Below are 19285 nucleotides of genomic sequence, written 5' to 3'. Positions count from 1 at the left end.
GGTTTTGTTTTTCTGTTTGGGAATTCGGGCGTTTTTCGGATTCAAGCCGAAACAAGGCGGATTCTGGAATTTTCGTGGTGGAGCGCCATCGGTAGGTAATAGCGGGCGAAGTCGGCCGCAAACAGGGCTTGCCCGAGGATTTTGGCCAATAAGGCTGCCGCCTTGCGGGCCAGCAACAGGGCCATCTTCTTCATGTTCTGACAGGCCGCCGAGAGCAGGCACTGCGCTTGCACCTTGGCCAAGCCACGGAAGCGGGCGTAACGGTGGCCATGCAACTCCTTGGCATCGGCAAAGCTGCGCTCCACTGTTTCCTTGCGCCGGGCGTACAGCCGTTTGCCAAGGTCGCTCAGGCGATTGGCGTTGATCGCTTCCTTGAAACCTTCCCAGAGATGCCGGGTCACGAGCTTCTGATGGTTCCGGCTCTGCGTGCACTGCCCGCGCACGCCACAATCAGCGCAACGGGCGGGATTCGAGGCATATTCCCGATAGCCCAGCCGGTTGGTCGTCCGGTACGGCAGAACCTCCCCGGCCGGGCAGCGGTAGCAGTCCTGGACCGCATCGTAGAGATAGTCCCGCTTGTAGAAATAGCCATCGCGGTGTGTGGGTCGCTTGTAGCCCATCACCCCGAACAACTCTCGGTCAAGAATGCCCTTGCAGACTTGCGGGGTGAAATACCCGGCATCGAGCCCGACGGCGCCCACGGCCAGATCAAAGCGCTCCATGACCCGATCCAGGCGGGCAAGGTAGGGCTGGCTGTCATGGACATTGCCCGGCGTGACATGGGTATCGACGATCAGGGCATGCACGCCATCGACAGTCCGGTGATCCAGATAGAAGAAGCCGGTCGGCTTGTTGTCGCGGGCCATGAAACCTGCGTCGGGATCGACCGTGCTGACCTTGACCTCCTTCATTGGCGGTGTCGAATCATCGTCATCACGCTTGAGCGGCTTCTTGCCCGCGGCGGCACGATCCGTTTCGATGGCTGCATCCAGCTCGGCCAAATAGGCCGCCGGTGTTTGCTCAACCTGATGCGCCTCAAAATGCCGTTTGTTGGCATTCGCCTTCAGATGCGTGCTGTCCGTGTAAAGCACCCGCCCGCCAATCAGCTTGTGCTCAATGGCTTGCTCGACAATCCCGTCAAAGATGCGTTGCTCAATGTCCGTCCCGACAAAGCGGCGACGCCGATTCTGCGACAGCGTCGAGGCATCCGGCACTTTGTCCGTCAGCCGAAAGCCGAGAAACCAGCGGTAAGCCACATTGACCTCGATTTCCTTCACCAGCCGTCGCTCGGAGCGAATCCCAAACAAGTAGCCAATGAACAACATCTTGAACAACACCACCGGATCAATCGCCGGTCGGCCATTGTTCTCGCAATACAGGTGCTGGGTCGCTTCACGAATAAAATCAAACCGGATGTGCTGGTCGAGCAGCCGGAGCAAGTGGTCTTTCGGGACCAATTGCTCCAACGTCACCATCTCCAGTTCCGTTTGGGCAGGGTAGGCAGGCTTGAGCATGCCTGCATTATAAAAAAATAAAGCCCCCAATCGCTTGGAGGCTTTGTCAGCGGTCTGAGCCGCTCAGTAACCCTGAGCGGCTTTTTTACGTCTGAGAAAAAGCTGTGATGCTACCAGCCGCCCTCCTTCAGATCTACGAAGGCACGAACGCGCTCAATTTCATTCGCTCGCTATTTTCAGTTGGGTAGACGCACAAAAGCCCCGCTAGCTTGTGCTAGGGGGGCTTTTGAAATGGGAGCCTGGCGGTGACCTACTTTCGCGAGCGAAATACTCACTATCATCGGCGCTTTGCTGTTTCACGGTCCTGTTCGGGAAGGGAAGGGGTGGGTCCAGCAGGCTATTGCCGCCAAGCGTAACTTGTGTGCTGCGTCGCATTGCTGCGCCGAAGCAAAATTGGGAGAGAAGGTTGATTGTTGTGACTGCTATGAGTGTTGCTTGCAGTGTATTACAAGGTTATAGGATCAAGCCGTACGGGCAATTAGTATCAGTTAGCTTAACGCATTACTGCGCTTCCACACCTGACCTATCAACGTCGTGGTCTTCGACGACCCTTTAAGGAGTTCAAGACTCCGGGAAATCTCATCTTAAGGCGAGTTTCACGCTTAGATGCTTTCAGCGTTTATCTCTTCCGAACATAGCTACCCGGCGATACGACTGGCGTCATAACCGGTACACCAGAGGTTCGTCCACTCCGGTCCTCTCGTACTAGGAGCAGCCCCCTTCAAATTTCCAGCGCCCACGGCAGATAGGGACCAAACTGTCTCACGACGTTTTAAACCCAGCTCACGTACCTCTTTAAATGGCGAACAGCCATACCCTTGGGACCGGCTACAGCCCCAGGATGAGATGAGCCGACATCGAGGTGCCAAACACCGCCGTCGATATGAACTCTTGGGCGGTATCAGCCTGTTATCCCCAGAGTACCTTTTATCCGTTGAGCGATGGCCCTTCCATACAGAACCACCGGATCACTATGACCTGCTTTCGCACCTGCTCGACTTGTGGGTCTCGCAGTCAAGCACGCTTTTGCCATTGCACTTTATGGACGATGTCCGACCGTCCTAAGCGTACCTTCGTACTCCTCCGTTACCTTTTGGGAGGAGACCGCCCCAGTCAAACTGCCCACCATGCACGGTCCCCGATCCGGATTCACGGATCAAGGTTAGAACCTCAAATAAATCAGGGTGGTATTTCAAGGTTGGCTCCACCGAAACTAGCGTCCCGGTTTCACAGCCTCCCACCTATCCTACACAGACCGATTCAAAGTCCAATGCAAAGCTACAGTAAAGGTTCATGGGGTCTTTCCGTCTTGCCGCGGGGAGATTGCATCTTCACAAACATTTCAACTTCGCTGAGTCTCAGGAGGAGACAGTGTGGCCATCGTTACGCCATTCGTGCAGGTCGGAACTTACCCGACAAGGAATTTCGCTACCTTAGGACCGTTATAGTTACGGCCGCCGTTTACCGGGGCTTCGATCAAGAGCTTGCACCCCATCACTTAACCTTCCGGCACCGGGCAGGCGTCACACCCTATACGTCCACTTTCGTGTTTGCAGAGTGCTGTGTTTTTATTAAACAGTCGCAGCCACCATTTCACTGCAACCCCATCGGGCTTTCGTCGCGAGGACTTATACCCTACCGGGGCACACCTTCTCCCGAAGTTACGGTGTTAATTTGCCGAGTTCCTTCTCCTGAGTTCTCTCAAGCGCCTTAGAATTTTCATCCTGCCCACCTGTGTCGGTTTGCGGTACGGTCAATTCTAGACTGAAGCTTAGTGGCTTTTCCTGGAAGCTTGGTATCAATCACTTCAGCACCGTAGTGCCTCGTCGTCACGCCTCAGATAATTCCCCCGGATTTGCCTAAGGGACACTCCTACACGCTTAAACCACCTATTCCAACAGATGGCTGACCTAACCTTCTCCGTCCCCACATCGCATCTAGAATCGGTACAGGAATATTGACCTGTTTCCCATCGACTACGCATTTCTGCCTCGCCTTAGGGGCCGACTCACCCTACGCCGATGAACGTTGCGTAGGAAACCTTGGGCTTTCGGCGAGGGAGCTTTTCACTCCCTTTATCGCTACTCATGTCAGCATTCGCACTTCTGATATCTCCAGCAACCTTCTCAAGTCACCTTCACAGACCTACAGAACGCTCCCCTACCATATCTTTCGATATCCGCAGCTTCGGTGCACAGTTTGAGCCCCGTTACATCTTCCGCGCAGGACGACTCGACTAGTGAGCTATTACGCTTTCTTTAAAGGATGGCTGCTTCTAAGCCAACCTCCTAGCTGTCTATGCCTTCCCACTTCGTTTCCCACTTAACTGTGTCTTGGGGACCTTAGCTGGCGGTCTGGGTTGTTTCCCTCTTGACAATGGACGTTAGCACCCACTGTCTGTCTGCCACACTCGCACTCAACGGTATTCAGAGTTTGCCATGGTTTGGTAAGTCGCGATGACCCCCTAGCCATAACAGTGCTTTACCCCCGTTGGTGATATGTGACGCACTACCTAAATAGTTTTCGGGGAGAACCAGCTATTTCCGGATTTGTTTAGCCTTTCACCCCTATCCACAGCTCATCCCCTAATTTTTCAACATTAGTGGGTTCGGACCTCCAGTACCTGTTACGGCACCTTCATCCTGGCCATGGATAGATCATCCGGTTTCGGGTCTACGCCGTGCTACTAAACGCCCTTATCAGACTCGCTTTCGCTACGCCTCCCCTATTCGGTTAAGCTCGCAACACAACGTAAGTCGCTGACCCATTATACAAAAGGTACGCAGTCACCGAACAAGTCGGCTCCCACTGTTTGTATGCATGCGGTTTCAGGATCTATTTCACTCCCCTCCCGGGGTTCTTTTCGCCTTTCCCTCACGGTACTAGTTCACTATCGGTCGATCACGAGTATTTAGCCTTGGAGGATGGTCCCCCCATGTTCAGACAAGGTTTCACGTGCCCCGCCCTACTTTTCGCTAACTTAGTACCACGGATTGGTTTTCATGTACGGGGCTATCACCCACTACGGCCGGACTTTCCATTCCGTTCCATTAACCATTCCGCTATCACTAGCAGGCTGCTCCCCGTTCGCTCGCCACTACTTGGGGAATCTCGGTTGATTTATTTTCCTCCGGCTACTTAGATGTTTCAGTTCACCGGGTTCGCCTCCCTGACCTATGTATTCAGTCAGGGATACCTCATAAGAGGTGGGTTTCCCCATTCGGATATCGGGGGATCAAAGCTTCATTGCCAGCTCCCCCCCGCTTTTCGCAGGCTTGCACGTCCTTCATCGCCTGTGATCGCCAAGGCATCCACCACATGCACTTAGTCGCTTGATCCTATAACCTTGTACTCTCTTAACGAGAGCGGCTACAGGCAAACTCATATTTGTGCTGTATCGTCCGAAGACGTTACAGATGCAATCACAACGCATCACCCATGCCTCATCAGCACGAGTGACACAACCTTCTTCCAATTTGTTAAAGAGCGTAGCAATTGATTCCTCAAAAGCTAAAGATAAACATCGCTGCTTATCTTTAGGTTCTGGTGGAGGATAACGGGATCGAACCGTTGACCCCCTGCTTGCAAAGCAGGTGCTCTCCCAGCTGAGCTAATCCCCCGTTAAGCTTCGCATTACGTCGTTGCTCAACATCTTGCATACCAAGGTATGCGGCGATGTCTCGCGCCTCGTACTGCTCGCTTACTTGATTTGACGTTGGTGGGTCTGGTTGGAATCGAACCAACGACCCCCGCCTTATCAAGACGGTGCTCTAACCGACTGAGCTACAGACCCTCGTCTGTTTGCTACTCATTGAACAACCGATAGGTTGTGGGTGCCAGAGATGCTTTCTCTAGAAAGGAGGTGATCCAGCCGCAGGTTCCCCTACGGCTACCTTGTTACGACTTCACCCCAGTCACGAACCCCGCCGTGGTAAGCGCCCCCCTTGCGGTTAGGCTACCTACTTCTGGCGGAACCCGCTCCCATGGTGTGACGGGCGGTGTGTACAAGACCCGGGAACGTATTCACCGTGACATGCTGATCCACGATTACTAGCGATTCCGACTTCACGCAGGCGAGTTGCAGCCTACGATCCGGACTACGATCGGCTTTCTGGGATTAGCTCCACCTCGCGGCTTGGCAACCCTTTGTACCGACCATTGTATGACGTGTGAAGCCCTACCCATAAGGGCCATGAGGACTTGACGTCATCCCCACCTTCCTCCGGTTTGTCACCGGCAGTCTCGTTAAAGTGCCCAACTAAATGATGGCAATTAACGACAAGGGTTGCGCTCGTTGCGGGACTTAACCCAACATCTCACGACACGAGCTGACGACAGCCATGCAGCACCTGTGTTCCAGTTCCCTTTCGGGCACACCCAAATCTCTTCAGGCTCCTGGACATGTCAAGGGTAGGTAAGGTTTTTCGCGTTGCATCGAATTAATCCACATCATCCACCGCTTGTGCGGGTCCCCGTCAATTCCTTTGAGTTTTAACCTTGCGGCCGTACTCCCCAGGCGGTCAACTTCACGCGTTAGCTCCGGTACTAAATGGTTTTACCCACCCAACACCTAGTTGACATCGTTTAGGGCGTGGACTACCAGGGTATCTAATCCTGTTTGCTCCCCACGCTTTCGTGCATGAGCGTCAGTATTGGCCCAGGGGGCTGCCTTCGCCATCGGTGTTCCTCCACATCTCTACGCATTTCACTGCTACACGTGGAATTCCACCCCCCTCTGCCATACTCTAGCCTTCCAGTCACAAGCGCAGTTCCCAGGTTGAGCCCGGGGATTTCACGCCTGTCTTAAAAAACCGCCTGCGCACGCTTTACGCCCAGTAATTCCGATTAACGCTCGCACCCTACGTATTACCGCGGCTGCTGGCACGTAGTTAGCCGGTGCTTCTTATTCCGGTACTGTCATCCACACCAGGTATTAACTGATGCGATTTCCTCCCGGCCGAAAGAGCTTTACAACCCGAAGGCCTTCTTCACTCACGCGGCATGGCTGGATCAGGGTTGCCCCCATTGTCCAAAATTCCCCACTGCTGCCTCCCGTAGGAGTCTGGACCGTGTCTCAGTTCCAGTGTGGCGGATCATCCTCTCAGACCCGCTACAGATCGTCGCCTTGGTGAGCCTTTACCTCACCAACTAGCTAATCTGATATCGGCCGCTCAAAGAGCACAAGGTCTTGCGATCCCCTGCTTTCCCCCTCAGGGTATATGCGGTATTAGCGTAACTTTCGCTACGTTATCCCCCACTCAATGGTACGTTCCGATACATTACTCACCCGTTCGCCACTCGCCACCAGGATTGCTCCCGTGCTGCCGTTCGACTTGCATGTGTAAGGCATGCCGCCAGCGTTCAATCTGAGCCAGGATCAAACTCTTCAGTTCAATCCAACATTACTACTCACAATTCACTGACGGTAGAATTTAACTTCTACCTCGATGGATCTCTCCATCCGTGTGATTGCCTTTAATACTTTTGTGTGACCTAAGCCACTAGCATCAAGGCACCCACACCTATCGGTTGTTCAAATTGTTAAAGATCATTTCCACCGCGCCGTCTCGTTAAATCCGTCAGCAGCAGAGAAGCGAGATTATGAAGAACTTCAGCTAAACCGTCAAGCAAAATTTGAAATCTTTTTTCTGCTCAACCCGCCAAAACCCAAACCACCACTTCCTCCCTCCACCGCCCGTAGAACCAAGCGCTGCAAGGAGGGGCGCATTATATAGATCTTCAAGCCAAGGTCAACACCGATCAACAAAAAGATTCCTTTGAGCGTTTTCGCCCTCTCAAAAAGAAAAAGCCGGCTGGGGTAATCCAGCCGGCTTTTGGTTTCCTTTTAACCCAGAGGAAATCAGCGATCCTTCGACTCCAATGCAGCCTTGTTTACTTCGACCTTGTAGCGATTGCGCAAGGCCGCAAGATACAACTGCACATCTTCCTGAGACTGAAGCGATCCAAGCTGACGAACAACCGCCAGACGCCGGGCATCATCGAGCTTGTCACCCGCCTCGACCTTGGCAACCTTATAGAGTGCGTAGCCGATCCCCGGGAGCTCAACACCAGCGTAAGCCGGAAGCTTGCTGACATCAGCCTTGAAGACCAGCGGTGCCGCCAGCGGATGGATCAGGCGCGCATCCATGCGGGAAACACTCTTGGCACTTCCCCAAGCCAGCTTGTCCTCACCCTTTTTGAGGGCTACCAGACGAGCTTCGCCTTCGCTCCTGGTCTGCGCCTGAGCCTCGCGCTGCTTGAGCAGGGTTTCAATATTGGCGCGAACGCTGTCGAATGACTGCAACTCGGTCGGCTTGTATTCAACGATACGCGCAGCAACCAGCGTATTGGCTGCCACCTCAACCGCTTCGGTATTGCGCTTGTTCTTGACCGAGTCTTCCGAGAACAGGGCAGCCAGAAGCTTTTCATTGCCCAGCGGACCGTTGACCGGATTGGCCTGGCGCAACAACCAGTCAGACTGCTTGACCGCGAGCTTGAACTTGTCGGCAGCCGGCTTCAGGCTATCCGGCTGCTCATAGACAGCATTGCTGAAAGCCTCGGCGGCTTCGGCAAATTTGCGCGATGCAGCCGTCTTCTTCAGTTCGGCTTCGATTTCGGCCTTGACGTCAGCCAGCGGCTTTTCCTTGCCGGCATGGATACCGGTCACCTTGATGATGTGGAAACCGAAATCGGATTCCACCACACCGGAAATCTCGCCTTCCTTCTGGCTGAAAGCCGCATCGTCGAACGACTTGACCATCATGCCGCGACCGAAGAAGCCGAGATCCCCACCCTTGGCAGCGGAGCCCGGGTCATCCGAGTTCTTTTTGGCCAGTTCGGCGAAAGCGGACGGCGTCTTCTGGACTTCCTTGAGAAGTTCAGCAGCCTTTGCCCGTGCCTTGTCCTTGCCGATCTTTTCCGAGGCAACCAGGATATGGCTGGCGCGCCGCTCTTCCGGCTGTTGGAACTTGTCCTTGTGGCTGTCGTACCAGGATTTGATCTCGGCATCGGTGACCGCCAACTGGGCAGCAATGCCGTCCATCGAAAGCACGACATATTCGGCCTTGAGGCGCTCCGGCATTTCGAATTGCTTGCTGTTCTCGTCGTAGAACTTCTTCGCCGCGCCGTCAGCCAGCTTGACCTTGGCCAGATAAGCATCCAGACCAAGGCGATATTCCATGACTTCACGCTTTTCACTTTGCACGGCCAGCACCCGGTCAGCGACCGCGCGCGCCATCAGGCCCGATTGCCCGACCGCACCAGCCAGCTGCTGCAGGGTTATGTCCTGGCGCAGTTGCGCCTCGAAGCCGGCAGGCGTCATGCCCTGCGCCCGCAACGCTGCTTCGTAGCGTTCCGAGGAGAATTTGCCATCGACCTTGAAAGCCTCGACCGAGCCAATGGTACGGCGCACGGCATCATCGCTGGCAAACATGCCGCGTTTGCTGGCTTCGACCAGCAACAAACGCTGGTTGATCAGATCATCGAGAATTGCGCTGCGCGCTTCGACGGTATCCAGAATCTTGGGGTCGAATTGACCGCCCAACTGGGTCCGCAGCTTTTCCTGCTGCTCCTGCAGCGTCTGCCGGAATTGCTGCTGGGTAATCTTGATGTCGCCGACCTTGGCCACATCGTCACCGGTGCCCACGCTGCGAACGTAGGACTCGACGCCGAAAAAGGCAAACGGCAGTGTAATCAGCGCCAGAAAAATCTGGACGATCTTCTTGTTGTTCCGGACTGCGTCAAACATGAGAGGAGAAACCCTTCGGATGCAATATAAGAAGCGGACCCGTGCCCGCCTTCATTGAGACTGATGGCCCGTACAGGCCAATGTGGAATGATACCGTAGTTTTTGCAGCCTCCATTTGGTGCAATTACGGGTTTTCAATCAAGGCACCGAGACGGCGCACGGCATCGTCGATTTCCGGCGTATGCGGATTGCCGCAATTGAGACGCAGGCAATTGCGGTACATGCCGCTGGCGGAAAACAGCTCGCCGGGGACAAAGGAAAGATTTTCGGCGACCGCCCGCTCGTGCAGACGCGCGGCATCGAACGCCTCCGGCAACTCAACCCAGAGCACGAAGCCGCCCTGCGGCCTGGCGATCCGGGTCGCCGCGGGAAAATAGCGACCGACCGCCTGCCGCATGCTTTCGACCTGGCTTTCGTAGCTGCGCCGCAAACTGCGCAGATGCCGTTCGTAGGCGCCGGACGCCAGATATTCGGCGAGCACATGCTGGGTCAGCGGATTGGTGGCACCGCTGGTGATCGTCTTCTGCAGCGCGATCGCCGAACGGTGCCGCCCGGCGGCGACAAAACCGATGCGCAGCGACGGCGTCAGGCTTTTCGAGAAGGAGGAACAGAGCATGACGTTTCCCGCCGTATCGAAGGCCTTGATCGGCCACGGCCGCTGGCTGCCGAAATGCAGGTCACCGTAGATATCATCCTCGATCACCGCGACACCGCGGCTGGCGGTCAACGTCGCCAGCAGGCGCTTTTTCTCGTCGGGCATCACACTGCCGAGCGGATTGCTGGCATTGGGCACCAGCAGACAGGCGGCAACCGCGCCGTCACGCGTCGCCAGATCGAGTGCCTCGACCGAGATGCCGGTCTGCGGGTCGGTCGGAATCTCCAGCGCCTTCAGGCCCAGCGTCTCCAGCAATTGCAGCATCAAATAGTATGCCGGCGACTCAACGGCCACCGTGTCACCGGGTTTGGTCACTGCCCGCAGGCAAAGGCCGAGCGCTTCGGTACAGGAATTGGTGATGACGAATTCCTCAGCGGCGAGCGGTCCGCCCCAGGCCAGCGAACGACGGACCAGCTGCCGGACCAGGGCCGGCTCGTCCATGTTGATATGGCTGCCGCCTTCGAGGAGCTTCGGTTGCCGGCGGGCAATACCCGCGTACAACCGGTGCAACGCCGCGAGCGGCAGCAACGCGGGCGCCGGCAAGGCGGCGGCAAACGGCGCCATGCCCGGTTTGGCACCGGACTGCAGGACACGCACCAGGCGCTGCGAAACATCGACCGGCACCGGCTCGACCGGCGGCGGCCGAAGCACCGGCTGGGCCCGCGCCGGCTCGATCCGGCGCACGAAGTAACCCGACTGCGGCCGGGCCTCGACCAGCCCCCTGCCCTCCAGTTGATGCAGGGCCTGCACCACCGTAGACACCGACAAACGCCGCTCCACGGCCAGGCGCCGCACCGACGGCAGGCGATCACCACAGCGCAGGCTGCCGCCACTGATCATCCCTTCCAGTTCGGCCGCCAGCTTTTCGTAACGCAATGGTTCCGTCGTCATGTCTCACCCATACAGTTCACGTCGATACAGACCAATACAGTTCAACAAAACCACAACTGTATTGGTCACAATTTCAATTCATTGAAACTGTATCACCCGTGCCGTCCAACCTAAACTTTCTCCACCAGCAACAACGGAGAGAGGCATGCAAAACACAGCGCAAACAGACGAAATACTCGTTCGGGAAAACCAGCCCTTGCACCTGCGCCATGCCACGACCATCCGTTGCACGGCCGGCACGGTGTGGATCACCTGCGTGGGAGAAAAGCGGGATTTTTTTCTGTCGACCGGACAAAGCCTTCACAACCGGGGCAATGGCCTGACCCTGATCGAAGGAATCGGTGAAGGCTGGATACGTCTGGAGAGCGCCGGTCAAGCGACGATCCGCCTGAACTACCGGGCTGCGATCGGACGACTCTGGCGAAAACTGCTCAGTCGAACAGGTCGGGTTGCATCGGCGCCAGATTGGTTCGCTTGACGGTCAGGCGCACCGGCAGCCCCTGCCGGCCGATCGCCTCGACCACCATGCAGCCGCCGGAGGCTTCGGCCAGTACCCGGACATTGCGCATCGAGCGCCGGCTGCGCCCGCGATAAGTCGCCAGCATGCCGGCCGGAGGCAACCAGGCTGAGTTTACGCGCGACATTGGGGGGCCTTTCATCCTTCTTTGATGGCCCAAGCCTACCGCGGATAAAACTTTTTCCGAATACTGTACATCCATACAGCTTTCGGTTATTCTGCGCCTGAACGCCAAACACTGTTCATCCATACAGTTACCGACAAGGAGTTGCTCCCATGAAACGTCTTCAACACTGGTTTGACCTGATTGCCGGCATTGCCCACGACGAACAGGCCCGCCTTGACCACGCCCGCGCCATCTTCAGTGCCCGCGGCCCCAATGTGGATGCCTTGCAAACTCCCGCCTGCTGGCGCCGGCGCGCCCGCATCTGCGCTGCCTGAGTCAGAAGCCGGCGCGAAAGAGCCCGGGCGGGCGGTTATCATGATGCAGAACATTCTGCGCATCCGCCATGACCGCCTCCACACACTCTTATTGTGATGACCGCATCCGCCTGACAGTCGGCGACCTGACCGAGCAAGCCGTCGACGTCATCGTCAATGCCGCCAACAGCAGCCTGCTTGGCGGCGGTGGCGTCGATGGCGCGATTCATCGGGCCGGTGGCCCGGCCATCCTCGAAGCCTGCCGCGCCTTGCGGCAAAGTGAATGGCCCGACGGATTACCCACCGGCCAGGTAGCCATCACCACGGGCGGCAAACTGCCGGCACCTTACGTCATCCATACGGTTGGCCCGATTTACGGCCAGCATGACGGCAACGAAGCGGTGCTGCTCGCCGCCTGCTATCGCAACGCCATCGAACTTGCAGCCGAACGCGGTCTGAAACGCATCGCCTTCCCGGCCATCTCGACCGGCGTTTATGGCTACCCGCCGGAATCGGCCGCCCGCGTCGTCTCACGCACCTTGAGCGAACTTCTCGCCAGCGGCGTAGCGGTCGACGAGATCAGACTGGTGTTTTTTGACGCGCAACAGATGGCAAGCTTCGTCACCCACCAGCAATTTCCTCGCTAAAGCATGTCCAACCCCTTGTCCGGCGGCCGCCCTGCGGCATAATTCAGGCTTCGGCCAGAAGCGGCAACCGAGCCGCTCGCCATCACCTATCCGGAGACAGCCCATGCAGCGCATCGACATTGACAGCGCCATCCGCCTGCACACCCAGTGGCGGCGCCAGTTCATGAATGCCTTTGCCGGCGGCGACTACGCCGACATGCCGCTTTCCGAACACCGCAGTTGCACGCTGACCAAGGCACTCCAGGAAGCCACGGGCAGCGCTGTCGGCAGCAGCGAATTCACCCAACTCGTCGGCATCCACGACCGCTTTCACATGCTCGCCAACGAAATCGTCGAGCTCAGCAACAACGGCCTCGGCGACTCGGCCGACCTGCTCCTGCCGGAACTCAACGAAGCCTCGCACCAGTTGGTCGGGGCGCTCGACAAGCTGCGCGAATACCGCGAGCGCTGATCGAACACCGGCAAACTGGCAGCCCATTAGCGGTCGACCGCACCAAAACCCCAAAAACCAGCCCGCCATGAGCCTGCAATCCGTTCGCGACTTCTTCGCCGCCCGCCAGCTCGACATTCCCATCATCGAACTGGAAGTCAGCACCGCAACCGTGGCACTGGCTGCCGAAGCGCACGGCGTCGAAGCCGGCCGCATCGCCAAGACGCTCGCCTTTCGCATCAACGGCGGCCAGGCCATCCTGCTCGTCGCGCGCGGCGATGCCCGCATCGACAACCGCAAATTCAAGGACTGTTTCGGCAAGGGCAAGATGTTGCCGGCCGAAGAAGTCGTCGAACTGACCGGCCACCCGGTCGGCGGCGTCTGCCCCTTCGGCCTCGCCAATGATTTGCCGATCTACCTCGACCAGTCACTGCAGGCCTTCGACGAAGTCCTGCCCGCCGCCGGCGCCATCCACAGCGCGGTTCGGCTCAGCCCGGCATTGCTGGCGGAAATCACCGGCGGTCAGTGGATCGATGTCTGTCAGCCGACCTGAAACAAAGCAAAAAAATCGACCGGCAATAAAAAAAGGAACTCCGCGGAGTTCCTTTTTTGCATTACACCAGCCGGCGAATCAACCCACCCAGCGCCGCGCATTGCGGAACATCCGCAGCCACGGCGAATCCTCGCCCCAGCTTTCCGGATGCCAGGACATCTGCACGGTGCGGAAGACGCGTTCCGGGTGCGGCATCATGATCGTGAAGCGGCCGTCGGCCGTGGTCACCGCGGTCAGACCGTTCGGCGAACCGTTCGGGTTGTACGGATAGACTTCGGTCGGTTCGCCCTTGTTGTCGACGTAGCGCACGGCCGACAGCACCTTGGCCTGGTCGTCGGCATTGTCGAAGACCGCGCGGCCTTCGCCGTGCGAGACGACGATGGGTACTTGCGAGCCTTCCATGCCGGCGAAAAAGATCGACGGCGAATCGAGAATCTCGGTCATCACGAAACGCGCTTCGAACTGCTCGACCTTGTTGCGACGGAAGGCCGGCCAGTGTTCGGCACCGGGGATGATGGACTTGAGCGCGCTCATCATCTGGCAACCGTTGCAGACGCCGAGAGCAAAGGTGTCCTTGCGGTTGAAGAAGGCGGCGAATTCGTCGCGGCAGCCGTCGTGCATGAGGATGGTCCGCGCCCAGCCGAGGCCGGCGCCGAGCACGTCACCGTAGGAGAAGCCGCCACAGGCGACCAGACCCTTGAAGTCCTTGAGGCTGACGCGGCCGGCGAGAATGTCGCTCATATGCACGTCGACCGAGGCGAAACCGGCGCGGTCGAAGGCGGCGGCCATTTCGTAATGACTGTTGACGCCCTGCTCGCGCAGGATGGCGACGCGCGGACGACCGCTGACATCCTGGTAAACCTTGGTGAAATCTTCCTGCGGATCGAAGGTCAGCTTCGGCGTCAGGCCGGGATCGGCGACGTCGAGGATGCGATCGAATTCCTGCTGCGCACAGCTCGGGTTATCGCGCATGGCCTGCATCTGATAGCTGGTCTCGGACCAGGCACGCTGCAGGTCGACGCGCTTCTCGCGCAGCACGCGCTTGGCGTTGCGGGTGACGCGGATTTCGTCCCACTCGTTCATGGTGCCAACGAAGTGATACGGCACACCACAGGCGCGCAGGATGGGCGTGACCTTTTCGCGGTCGGCCCGGCGGATCTGGATCAGGGCGCCGAGTTCTTCGTTGAACAGGGCGCGCACGATGTTTTCGAAATCGCGGCCGGCCAGCAGGTTGGTCAGCTTCTCGGAACCATCGACATCGCCGGCACCGGCGTCGTAGCAGATGCCGTCGAGATCGAGCGACACGCCGCGGCGCGTGGCGAAGGCCATTTCGCAGGCAGCGACGAACAGGCCGCCGTCGGAACGGTCGTGGTAGGCCAGCAGCAGGCCGTCGCGATTGAGTTTCTGCACGGCATCGAACAGGCCCTTGAGCTTGGCCGGCTCGTCAACGTCCGGCGCATCGCTGCCCGTGGCGTTATACACCTGGGCCAGGCAGGAGCCGCCGAGGCGATTCTGGCCGAGGTCGAGCAGCAGCAGTTCGGTTTCGCCCTGATCAACGGCCAGTTGCGGCGTTTTCGTCTTGCGCACGTCGTCGACCGCTGCGAAAGACGTCACCACCAGCGACAGCGGCGACACGACCTGTTTCTTGACGCCCTGATCTTCCCAGGCGGTGCGCATCGACAGCGAATCCTTGCCGACCGGGATCGACACGCCGATCGCCTTGCACAGGTCGGAAACAGCTTCGACGGTATCGAACAGGCGGGCATCTTCACCGGCGACGCCACACGGCGCCATCCAGTTGGCCGACAGCTTGACCTTGGCCAGCGCGCCGACATCGGCGGCAGCCAGGTTGGTCAGCGCTTCGCCGATCGCCATGCGGCCGGAAGCCGGCGCATCGAACACGGCGAGCGGGGTGCGCTCGCCCATGGCGAAGGCTTCGCCGAGGTAACCCTGGTAACCCATGGTGGTGACGGCAACGTCAGCCACCGGCACCTGCCACGGGCCGACCATCTGGTCGCGCGCCGTCATGCCGCCAACCGAGCGATCGCCGATCGAAATCAGGAAGGTCTTGTCGGCGATGGTCGGCAGACGCATCAGGCGATAGGCGGCGTCCTTGAGTTCGATGGACGCGGCGTCGAAGGAAACAAAGGTTTCCGGCTGGTGCGTCACGTCGCGCGTCATGCGCGGCGGCTTGCCCAAAAGGGCTTCCATTTCCATGTCGACCGGATTTACGCCGAAATGGTCATCGGTCACGGTCAGGTGGCCGTCGCCGGTCGCTTCGCCGACCACGGCAAACGGGCAGCGCTCGCGCTCGCACATGGCCTGGAATTCGGCGATGCGGTTCGGCGGAATGGCCAGGACGTAGCGTTCCTGCGATTCATTGGACCAGATTTCGGCCGGCGACATGCCCGGCTCTTCGGTCGGCACCTTGCGCAGATCGAAAATGGCGCCGACGCCACCCGAATGGGCCAGTTCCGGCAGGGCGTTGGAAACGCCACCGGCACCGACGTCATGCACCGACAGGATGGGGTTGTTCTTGCCCATCTGCCAGCAGCGGTCGATCACCTCTTGGGCGCGGCGCTGGATTTCCGGGTTGCCGCGCTGCACGGACGCGAAGTCGAGGTCTTCGGCATTCGAGCCGGCCGTCATCGACGAGGCGGCACCGCCGCCCAGGCCGATCAGCATGCCGGGGCCACCGAGCTGGATGAACTTGGTGCCGACCGGGAAGGTTTCTTCCTTGAACGACTGCTCGGCCTGGATGGAACCCAGACCGCCGGCGATCATGATCGGCTTGTGATAGCCGCGCACCGTGCCGGCGACGTCCTGTTCGTAGGTGCGGAAATAGCCAGTCAGATTCGGGCGGCCGAATTCGTTGTTGAAGGCGGCGGCACCGATCGGGCCTTCGAGCATGATGTCGAGGGCGGAAGCGATGCGCGACGGGCGACCGTAGGCGTGTTCCCAGGGCTGCGGCGCATCCGGCAGATTCAGGTTGGAGACCGAGAAACCGCAGAGGCCGGCCTTCGGCTTGGAACCCTTGCCGGTGGCACCTTCGTCGCGGATTTCACCGCCGCTACCGGTCGACGCGCCCGGGAAGGGCGAAATGGCGGTCGGGTGGTTGTGCGTCTCGACCTTGGTCAGGATATGGGTCAGCTCTTCCTTGTAGGAATAGCCGCGGTCGGCATCCGGGTAGAAACGCTGGATGGTCGCGCCTTCGATGATCGAGGCGTTGTCGGCGTAGGCCATGATCGTGCCTTGCGGCGCGGCAGCATGGGTTTCGCGGATCATGCCGAACAGCGTCTTGTCCTTCTTCTCGCCGTCGATCACCCAGGAGGCGTTGAAAATCTTGTGGCGGCAATGTTCGGAATTGGCCTGGGCGAACATCATCAGTTCGACGTCGGTCGGGTTGCGGCCGGCCTTGGTAAACACGTCGAGCAGGTAATCGATTTCGTCGTCGGACAGGGCCAGACCAAGCGAGCCGTTGGCTTCAACCAGCGCGGTTTTGCCGCCCTGGAGCACGTCGACCGTATTGAGCGGCTTCGGCTCGAAATGGCGGAACAGTTCGCTGGCGGCGGCGAAACCGGGCAGCACCGATTCGGTCATGCGGTCGTGCAGCAGGCCGGCGACAGTCTTTTTCTCGTCGGCGCTCAGGGCGCGATTGTTTTTCACCACCACGTGGAAGGCGATGACGCGCTCGATGCGCTCGATGGCGTCAAGGTCGCAGTTCCAGGCGATGTCGGTGGCCTTCGACGACCACGGCGAAATGGTGCCGATGCGCGGTGCGACCAGGAACAGCTCGCCGGCATCGGAGCCGGCGGCCTTCTCTTCCAGCAGCGTCGCCAGCTTGGCGCGCTCGTCGGCATTCAGGACGCGCTTTTGCGCCACGACATGCCAGTAATCGGCAACCACCGATTCGATGTCCGACACGGCCGCCACCAGGCGGGCTTGCAGGCGTTGCAGACGGAAGGCGGAAAAGGCGGCGTCGCCCTTGAGGCAAAGAATGTCGGCCATTGGATTGGGGTCTGGTTAGGCGGAGAGGCGGGCATTATACCTGAGGCAGCGAAACGCCCGGCGACCGCGACAGCGAATCGCCCGACAACCGGATCCGCAGCGATCAACCCCACGAGGTCAGGGCGGGCAAACGCCGCGACCTGACCATCAAACCGAATCAGGCAAGCAAAGCTTTGGGGCGCAGCTCCTTGGTGTGCTTCTCGAAACTCGCGACCTGGTTTTCGGCTTCTTCCGGCGTCACCGCGTAGAGCGCCTCGACCTGGCTGACCAGCACTTCGCGCCGGCTGTTGATCAGCTCGAGAACGACGTTGTTGATCTTGCCCCAGCGCGACTTGATCTTGACCCCGACCAGCTTCCAGGCTTCCGCATCGATTTCCCAGCTCATATCCAGCTCCTTGTGCTTAGACCAACCGGCGAAATTGCCGGTTGTCCGCCCCGCCGCCGCGCGGTGGAAACGGCATCCGGACTGTCTGTTGGGCGATCCGGAACGCAAACCCAGACTAGCGACTGAGACCGGGGCCGTCTGTGCGATATCGCGCTTAGCGCGAAATGAGCGGCGCGGGCCGATCGGCAGTGCCGGCCAAAGTCATGCACAATGGCGGCCTGTCACGCGCCGGGGGCAAGCTCCCTGCGCTACGCTCCTTACCGAAAACCATGCAAACCATCACCAGAAACCAGGCCGTCCGCGACTGTACCGGCTACGCCTGCATCGGCCTCGACAACCCGAAAGGCCCGGAAAACGTCGGCGCCATCATGCGCGCCGCCGGCTGCTACGGCGTCAATTCGGTCTTCTACACCGGCAAGCGCTACGAACGCGCCGCCGAGTTCCGCACCGACACCAAGCAGGTGCATCTGCAACTGCCGTTGATCGGCGTCGACGACCTGCAACAGGTCATTCCCTTCGGCTGCACGCCGGTCGCCATCGAGATTCACCCGGACGCCAAGCCGCTCACCGAATATCGCCACCCGGAGCGCGCCTTCTACATCTTCGGGCCGGAAGACGGCAGCCTGAAAAAGAAGGTGACGTCCTGGTGCAAGGACATCATCTACATCCCGACGCACGGCTGCATGAATCTCGCCGCCACCGTCAATGTCGTGCTCTACGACCGCATGCTCAAGGCCGGCGGCTGGCGCCCCGGCGCCGACTGAGCGGCCAGGGCCGGCGCCCGGACAGGCGCGCCGGCCGTTCTTCCTAGACCGCGACGCGCCGCGTGTAATCGGCCAGCGCCGCCACCGAGACGATGACCAGGCCGTGCCGTTCGGCGTAGTCGCGCACCTGCTGGCCGCGCAACATCGTGCCGTCGTCATTCATCAATTCGCAGAGAATCGCCGCCGGGCGCAGACCGGCCAGCTCGGCAATCAGCACCGAGCCTTCGGTATGGCCGCGCCGGCCATGCACGCGCTGATCGTGGGCGCGTAGCGGGAAGATGTGGCCGGGCCGGGCGAATTCGTCGGCGCGGGCATTTTCCGCCGCAGCGAGCAGCACCGTCACCGTGCGGTCGGCCGCCGAAACGCCGGTCGTCACACCGTGCCGCGCTTCCAGCGACACCGTGAACGGCGTGCCGTGGCGGCTGGTGTTGGCGGCCACCATGGGCGGCAGTTCGAGGCGGTCGGCGATGCGGTTGTCGAGGCAGAGACAGACGATGCCGCTGCAATCGCGGATGAAGCGGGCCATCCACGGCACCGTGACGTGCTGCGCGGCCATCACGAGGTCGGCTTCGTCCTCGCGGTCGTCATCATCGAGCATGATCACCGGCTGGCCGGCACGAATGGCCGCAATGGCCTGTTCGACGGTGTTTTCGCCAGGCTTGGCGGCGGACTCGAAAGAGTCCTTGAGACTGTTTTGATACATGAAACGCTCCTGAAAAAAGACGAAAAAGAGGCGTTTCAGGGATGCAGAAAA

The 19285-nt window shown here is 59.2% G+C and carries 13 protein-coding genes, 2 tRNA genes and 3 rRNA genes; 6 read left to right on the top strand and 12 right to left on the bottom strand.

The window, feature by feature from the left end:
• Positions 1–41 precede the first annotated feature (41 nt).
• The 8 genes from KI612_RS08560 to KI612_RS08525 form a co-directional block, all read right to left on the bottom strand.
• Positions 42–1514 (bottom strand): IS1182 family transposase, encoded by a 1473-nt coding sequence (locus tag KI612_RS08560; protein ID WP_226443453.1) that lies wholly within the window; start codon positions 1512–1514, stop codon positions 42–44.
• Between the two features lie 237 nt (positions 1515–1751).
• A 5S ribosomal RNA gene (gene rrf / locus KI612_RS08555) occupies positions 1752–1865 on the bottom strand.
• A gap of 106 nt (positions 1866–1971) precedes the next feature.
• Positions 1972–4852: ribosomal RNA gene (locus KI612_RS08550) — 23S ribosomal RNA — on the bottom strand.
• Between the two features lie 206 nt (positions 4853–5058).
• A tRNA-Ala gene (locus KI612_RS08545) sits at positions 5059–5134 on the bottom strand.
• Between the two features lie 96 nt (positions 5135–5230).
• Positions 5231–5307 (bottom strand) — tRNA-Ile (locus tag KI612_RS08540).
• A gap of 62 nt (positions 5308–5369) precedes the next feature.
• Positions 5370–6907: ribosomal RNA gene (locus KI612_RS08535) — 16S ribosomal RNA — on the bottom strand.
• The 16S, 23S and 5S rRNA genes sit together here with 2 tRNA genes alongside, the layout of an rRNA operon.
• A 467-nt stretch (positions 6908–7374) precedes the next feature.
• Positions 7375–9261, bottom strand: a complete 1887-nt coding sequence (locus tag KI612_RS08530) for a SurA N-terminal domain-containing protein (RefSeq protein WP_226443451.1) — start codon at positions 9259–9261, stop codon at positions 7375–7377.
• A 124-nt stretch (positions 9262–9385) separates the two neighbouring features.
• Entirely contained in the window at positions 9386–10807 is a 1422-nt protein-coding gene (locus KI612_RS08525) for an aminotransferase-like domain-containing protein (RefSeq protein ID WP_226443449.1), read from the bottom strand.
• 145 nt (positions 10808–10952) lie between these two features.
• Here KI612_RS08525 and KI612_RS08520 point away from each other — a divergent pair, with 145 nt between their 5' ends.
• Positions 10953–11285, top strand: a complete 333-nt coding sequence (locus KI612_RS08520; protein ID WP_226443448.1) for a DUF2917 domain-containing protein — start codon at positions 10953–10955, stop codon at positions 11283–11285.
• Here KI612_RS08520 and KI612_RS08515 read toward each other — a convergent pair.
• Positions 11239–11451, bottom strand: a complete 213-nt coding sequence (locus KI612_RS08515) for a hypothetical protein (RefSeq protein WP_226443446.1) — start codon at positions 11449–11451, stop codon at positions 11239–11241. The two genes, KI612_RS08520 and KI612_RS08515, sit on opposite strands and share 47 nt — an antisense overlap.
• 149 nt (positions 11452–11600) lie before the next feature.
• On the opposite strand from KI612_RS08515, the gene KI612_RS08510 reads away from it, so the two are divergent.
• The 4 genes from KI612_RS08510 to KI612_RS08495 all read left to right on the top strand — a co-directional run bounded on the left by KI612_RS08510 (position 11601) and on the right by KI612_RS08495 (position 13374).
• Entirely contained in the window at positions 11601–11765 is a 165-nt protein-coding gene (locus KI612_RS08510; protein ID WP_226443444.1) for a hypothetical protein, read from the top strand.
• A gap of 68 nt (positions 11766–11833) precedes the next feature.
• Positions 11834–12391, top strand: a complete 558-nt coding sequence (locus KI612_RS08505) for an O-acetyl-ADP-ribose deacetylase (RefSeq protein ID WP_226443442.1) — start codon at positions 11834–11836, stop codon at positions 12389–12391.
• 103 nt (positions 12392–12494) lie between these two features.
• Positions 12495–12842 carry a CZB domain-containing protein gene (locus tag KI612_RS08500; RefSeq protein ID WP_226443434.1) on the top strand — a complete coding sequence of 116 codons (348 nt, stop codon included), beginning with the start codon at positions 12495–12497 and terminating at the stop codon, positions 12840–12842.
• Positions 12843–12909: 67 nt separating this feature from the next.
• Positions 12910–13374, top strand: coding sequence for a YbaK/EbsC family protein (locus KI612_RS08495; protein WP_226443432.1), 465 nt, complete (start codon positions 12910–12912; stop codon positions 13372–13374).
• A gap of 78 nt (positions 13375–13452) precedes the next feature.
• On the opposite strand, the gene purL is transcribed toward KI612_RS08495, so the two are convergent.
• The gene (gene purL, locus KI612_RS08490; protein WP_226443430.1) at positions 13453–17382 is read right to left on the bottom strand and encodes a phosphoribosylformylglycinamidine synthase; all 3930 of its coding nucleotides are present in this window, start codon (positions 17380–17382) and stop codon (positions 13453–13455) included.
• Positions 17383–17539: 157 nt separating this feature from the next.
• Complete coding sequence (locus KI612_RS08485; RefSeq protein WP_226443428.1) at positions 17540–17767, bottom strand: CsbD family protein; 228 nt, start codon at positions 17765–17767, stop codon at positions 17540–17542.
• Positions 17768–18036: 269 nt separating this feature from the next.
• Between KI612_RS08485 and KI612_RS08480 the strand changes: the two genes are divergently transcribed.
• Positions 18037–18531, top strand: coding sequence for an RNA methyltransferase (locus KI612_RS08480; protein WP_226443426.1), 495 nt, complete (start codon positions 18037–18039; stop codon positions 18529–18531).
• Between the two features lie 43 nt (positions 18532–18574).
• On the opposite strand, the gene ribB is transcribed toward KI612_RS08480, so the two are convergent.
• Positions 18575–19234, bottom strand: a complete 660-nt coding sequence (ribB, locus tag KI612_RS08475) for a 3,4-dihydroxy-2-butanone-4-phosphate synthase (protein ID WP_226443424.1) — start codon at positions 19232–19234, stop codon at positions 18575–18577.
• Between the last annotated feature and the right edge of the window lie 51 nt (positions 19235–19285).

The sequence above is a fragment of the Quatrionicoccus australiensis genome (assembly GCF_020510525.1).
In the GTDB taxonomy this organism is placed as follows: Bacteria; Pseudomonadota; Gammaproteobacteria; order Burkholderiales; family Rhodocyclaceae; genus Azonexus; species Azonexus australiensis_B.
The sequence above is the reverse complement of the archived record's forward strand: the minus strand, read 5'-3'. Positions and strand labels throughout refer to the sequence as shown.

What these genes read in the sequence shown, in the direction of transcription:
- ribB (WP_226443424.1), bottom strand. Translation starts at nt 19,234, where the DNA reads ATGTATCAAAACAGTCTCAAGGACTCTTTCGAGTCCGCCGCCAAGCCT.
- KI612_RS08505 (WP_226443442.1), top strand. Translation starts at nt 11,834, where the DNA reads ATGACCGCCTCCACACACTCTTATTGTGATGACCGCATCCGCCTGACA.
- KI612_RS08530 (WP_226443451.1), bottom strand. Translation starts at nt 9,261, where the DNA reads ATGTTTGACGCAGTCCGGAACAACAAGAAGATCGTCCAGATTTTTCTG.
- KI612_RS08520 (WP_226443448.1), top strand. Translation starts at nt 10,953, where the DNA reads ATGCAAAACACAGCGCAAACAGACGAAATACTCGTTCGGGAAAACCAG.
- KI612_RS08500 (WP_226443434.1), top strand. Translation starts at nt 12,495, where the DNA reads ATGCAGCGCATCGACATTGACAGCGCCATCCGCCTGCACACCCAGTGG.
- KI612_RS08495 (WP_226443432.1), top strand. Translation starts at nt 12,910, where the DNA reads ATGAGCCTGCAATCCGTTCGCGACTTCTTCGCCGCCCGCCAGCTCGAC.
- KI612_RS08510 (WP_226443444.1), top strand. Translation starts at nt 11,601, where the DNA reads ATGAAACGTCTTCAACACTGGTTTGACCTGATTGCCGGCATTGCCCAC.
- KI612_RS08560 (WP_226443453.1), bottom strand. Translation starts at nt 1,514, where the DNA reads ATGCTCAAGCCTGCCTACCCTGCCCAAACGGAACTGGAGATGGTGACG.
- KI612_RS08485 (WP_226443428.1), bottom strand. Translation starts at nt 17,767, where the DNA reads ATGAGCTGGGAAATCGATGCGGAAGCCTGGAAGCTGGTCGGGGTCAAG.
- KI612_RS08515 (WP_226443446.1), bottom strand. Translation starts at nt 11,451, where the DNA reads ATGTCGCGCGTAAACTCAGCCTGGTTGCCTCCGGCCGGCATGCTGGCG.
- purL (WP_226443430.1), bottom strand. Translation starts at nt 17,382, where the DNA reads ATGGCCGACATTCTTTGCCTCAAGGGCGACGCCGCCTTTTCCGCCTTC.
- KI612_RS08525 (WP_226443449.1), bottom strand. Translation starts at nt 10,807, where the DNA reads ATGACGACGGAACCATTGCGTTACGAAAAGCTGGCGGCCGAACTGGAA.
- KI612_RS08480 (WP_226443426.1), top strand. Translation starts at nt 18,037, where the DNA reads ATGCAAACCATCACCAGAAACCAGGCCGTCCGCGACTGTACCGGCTAC.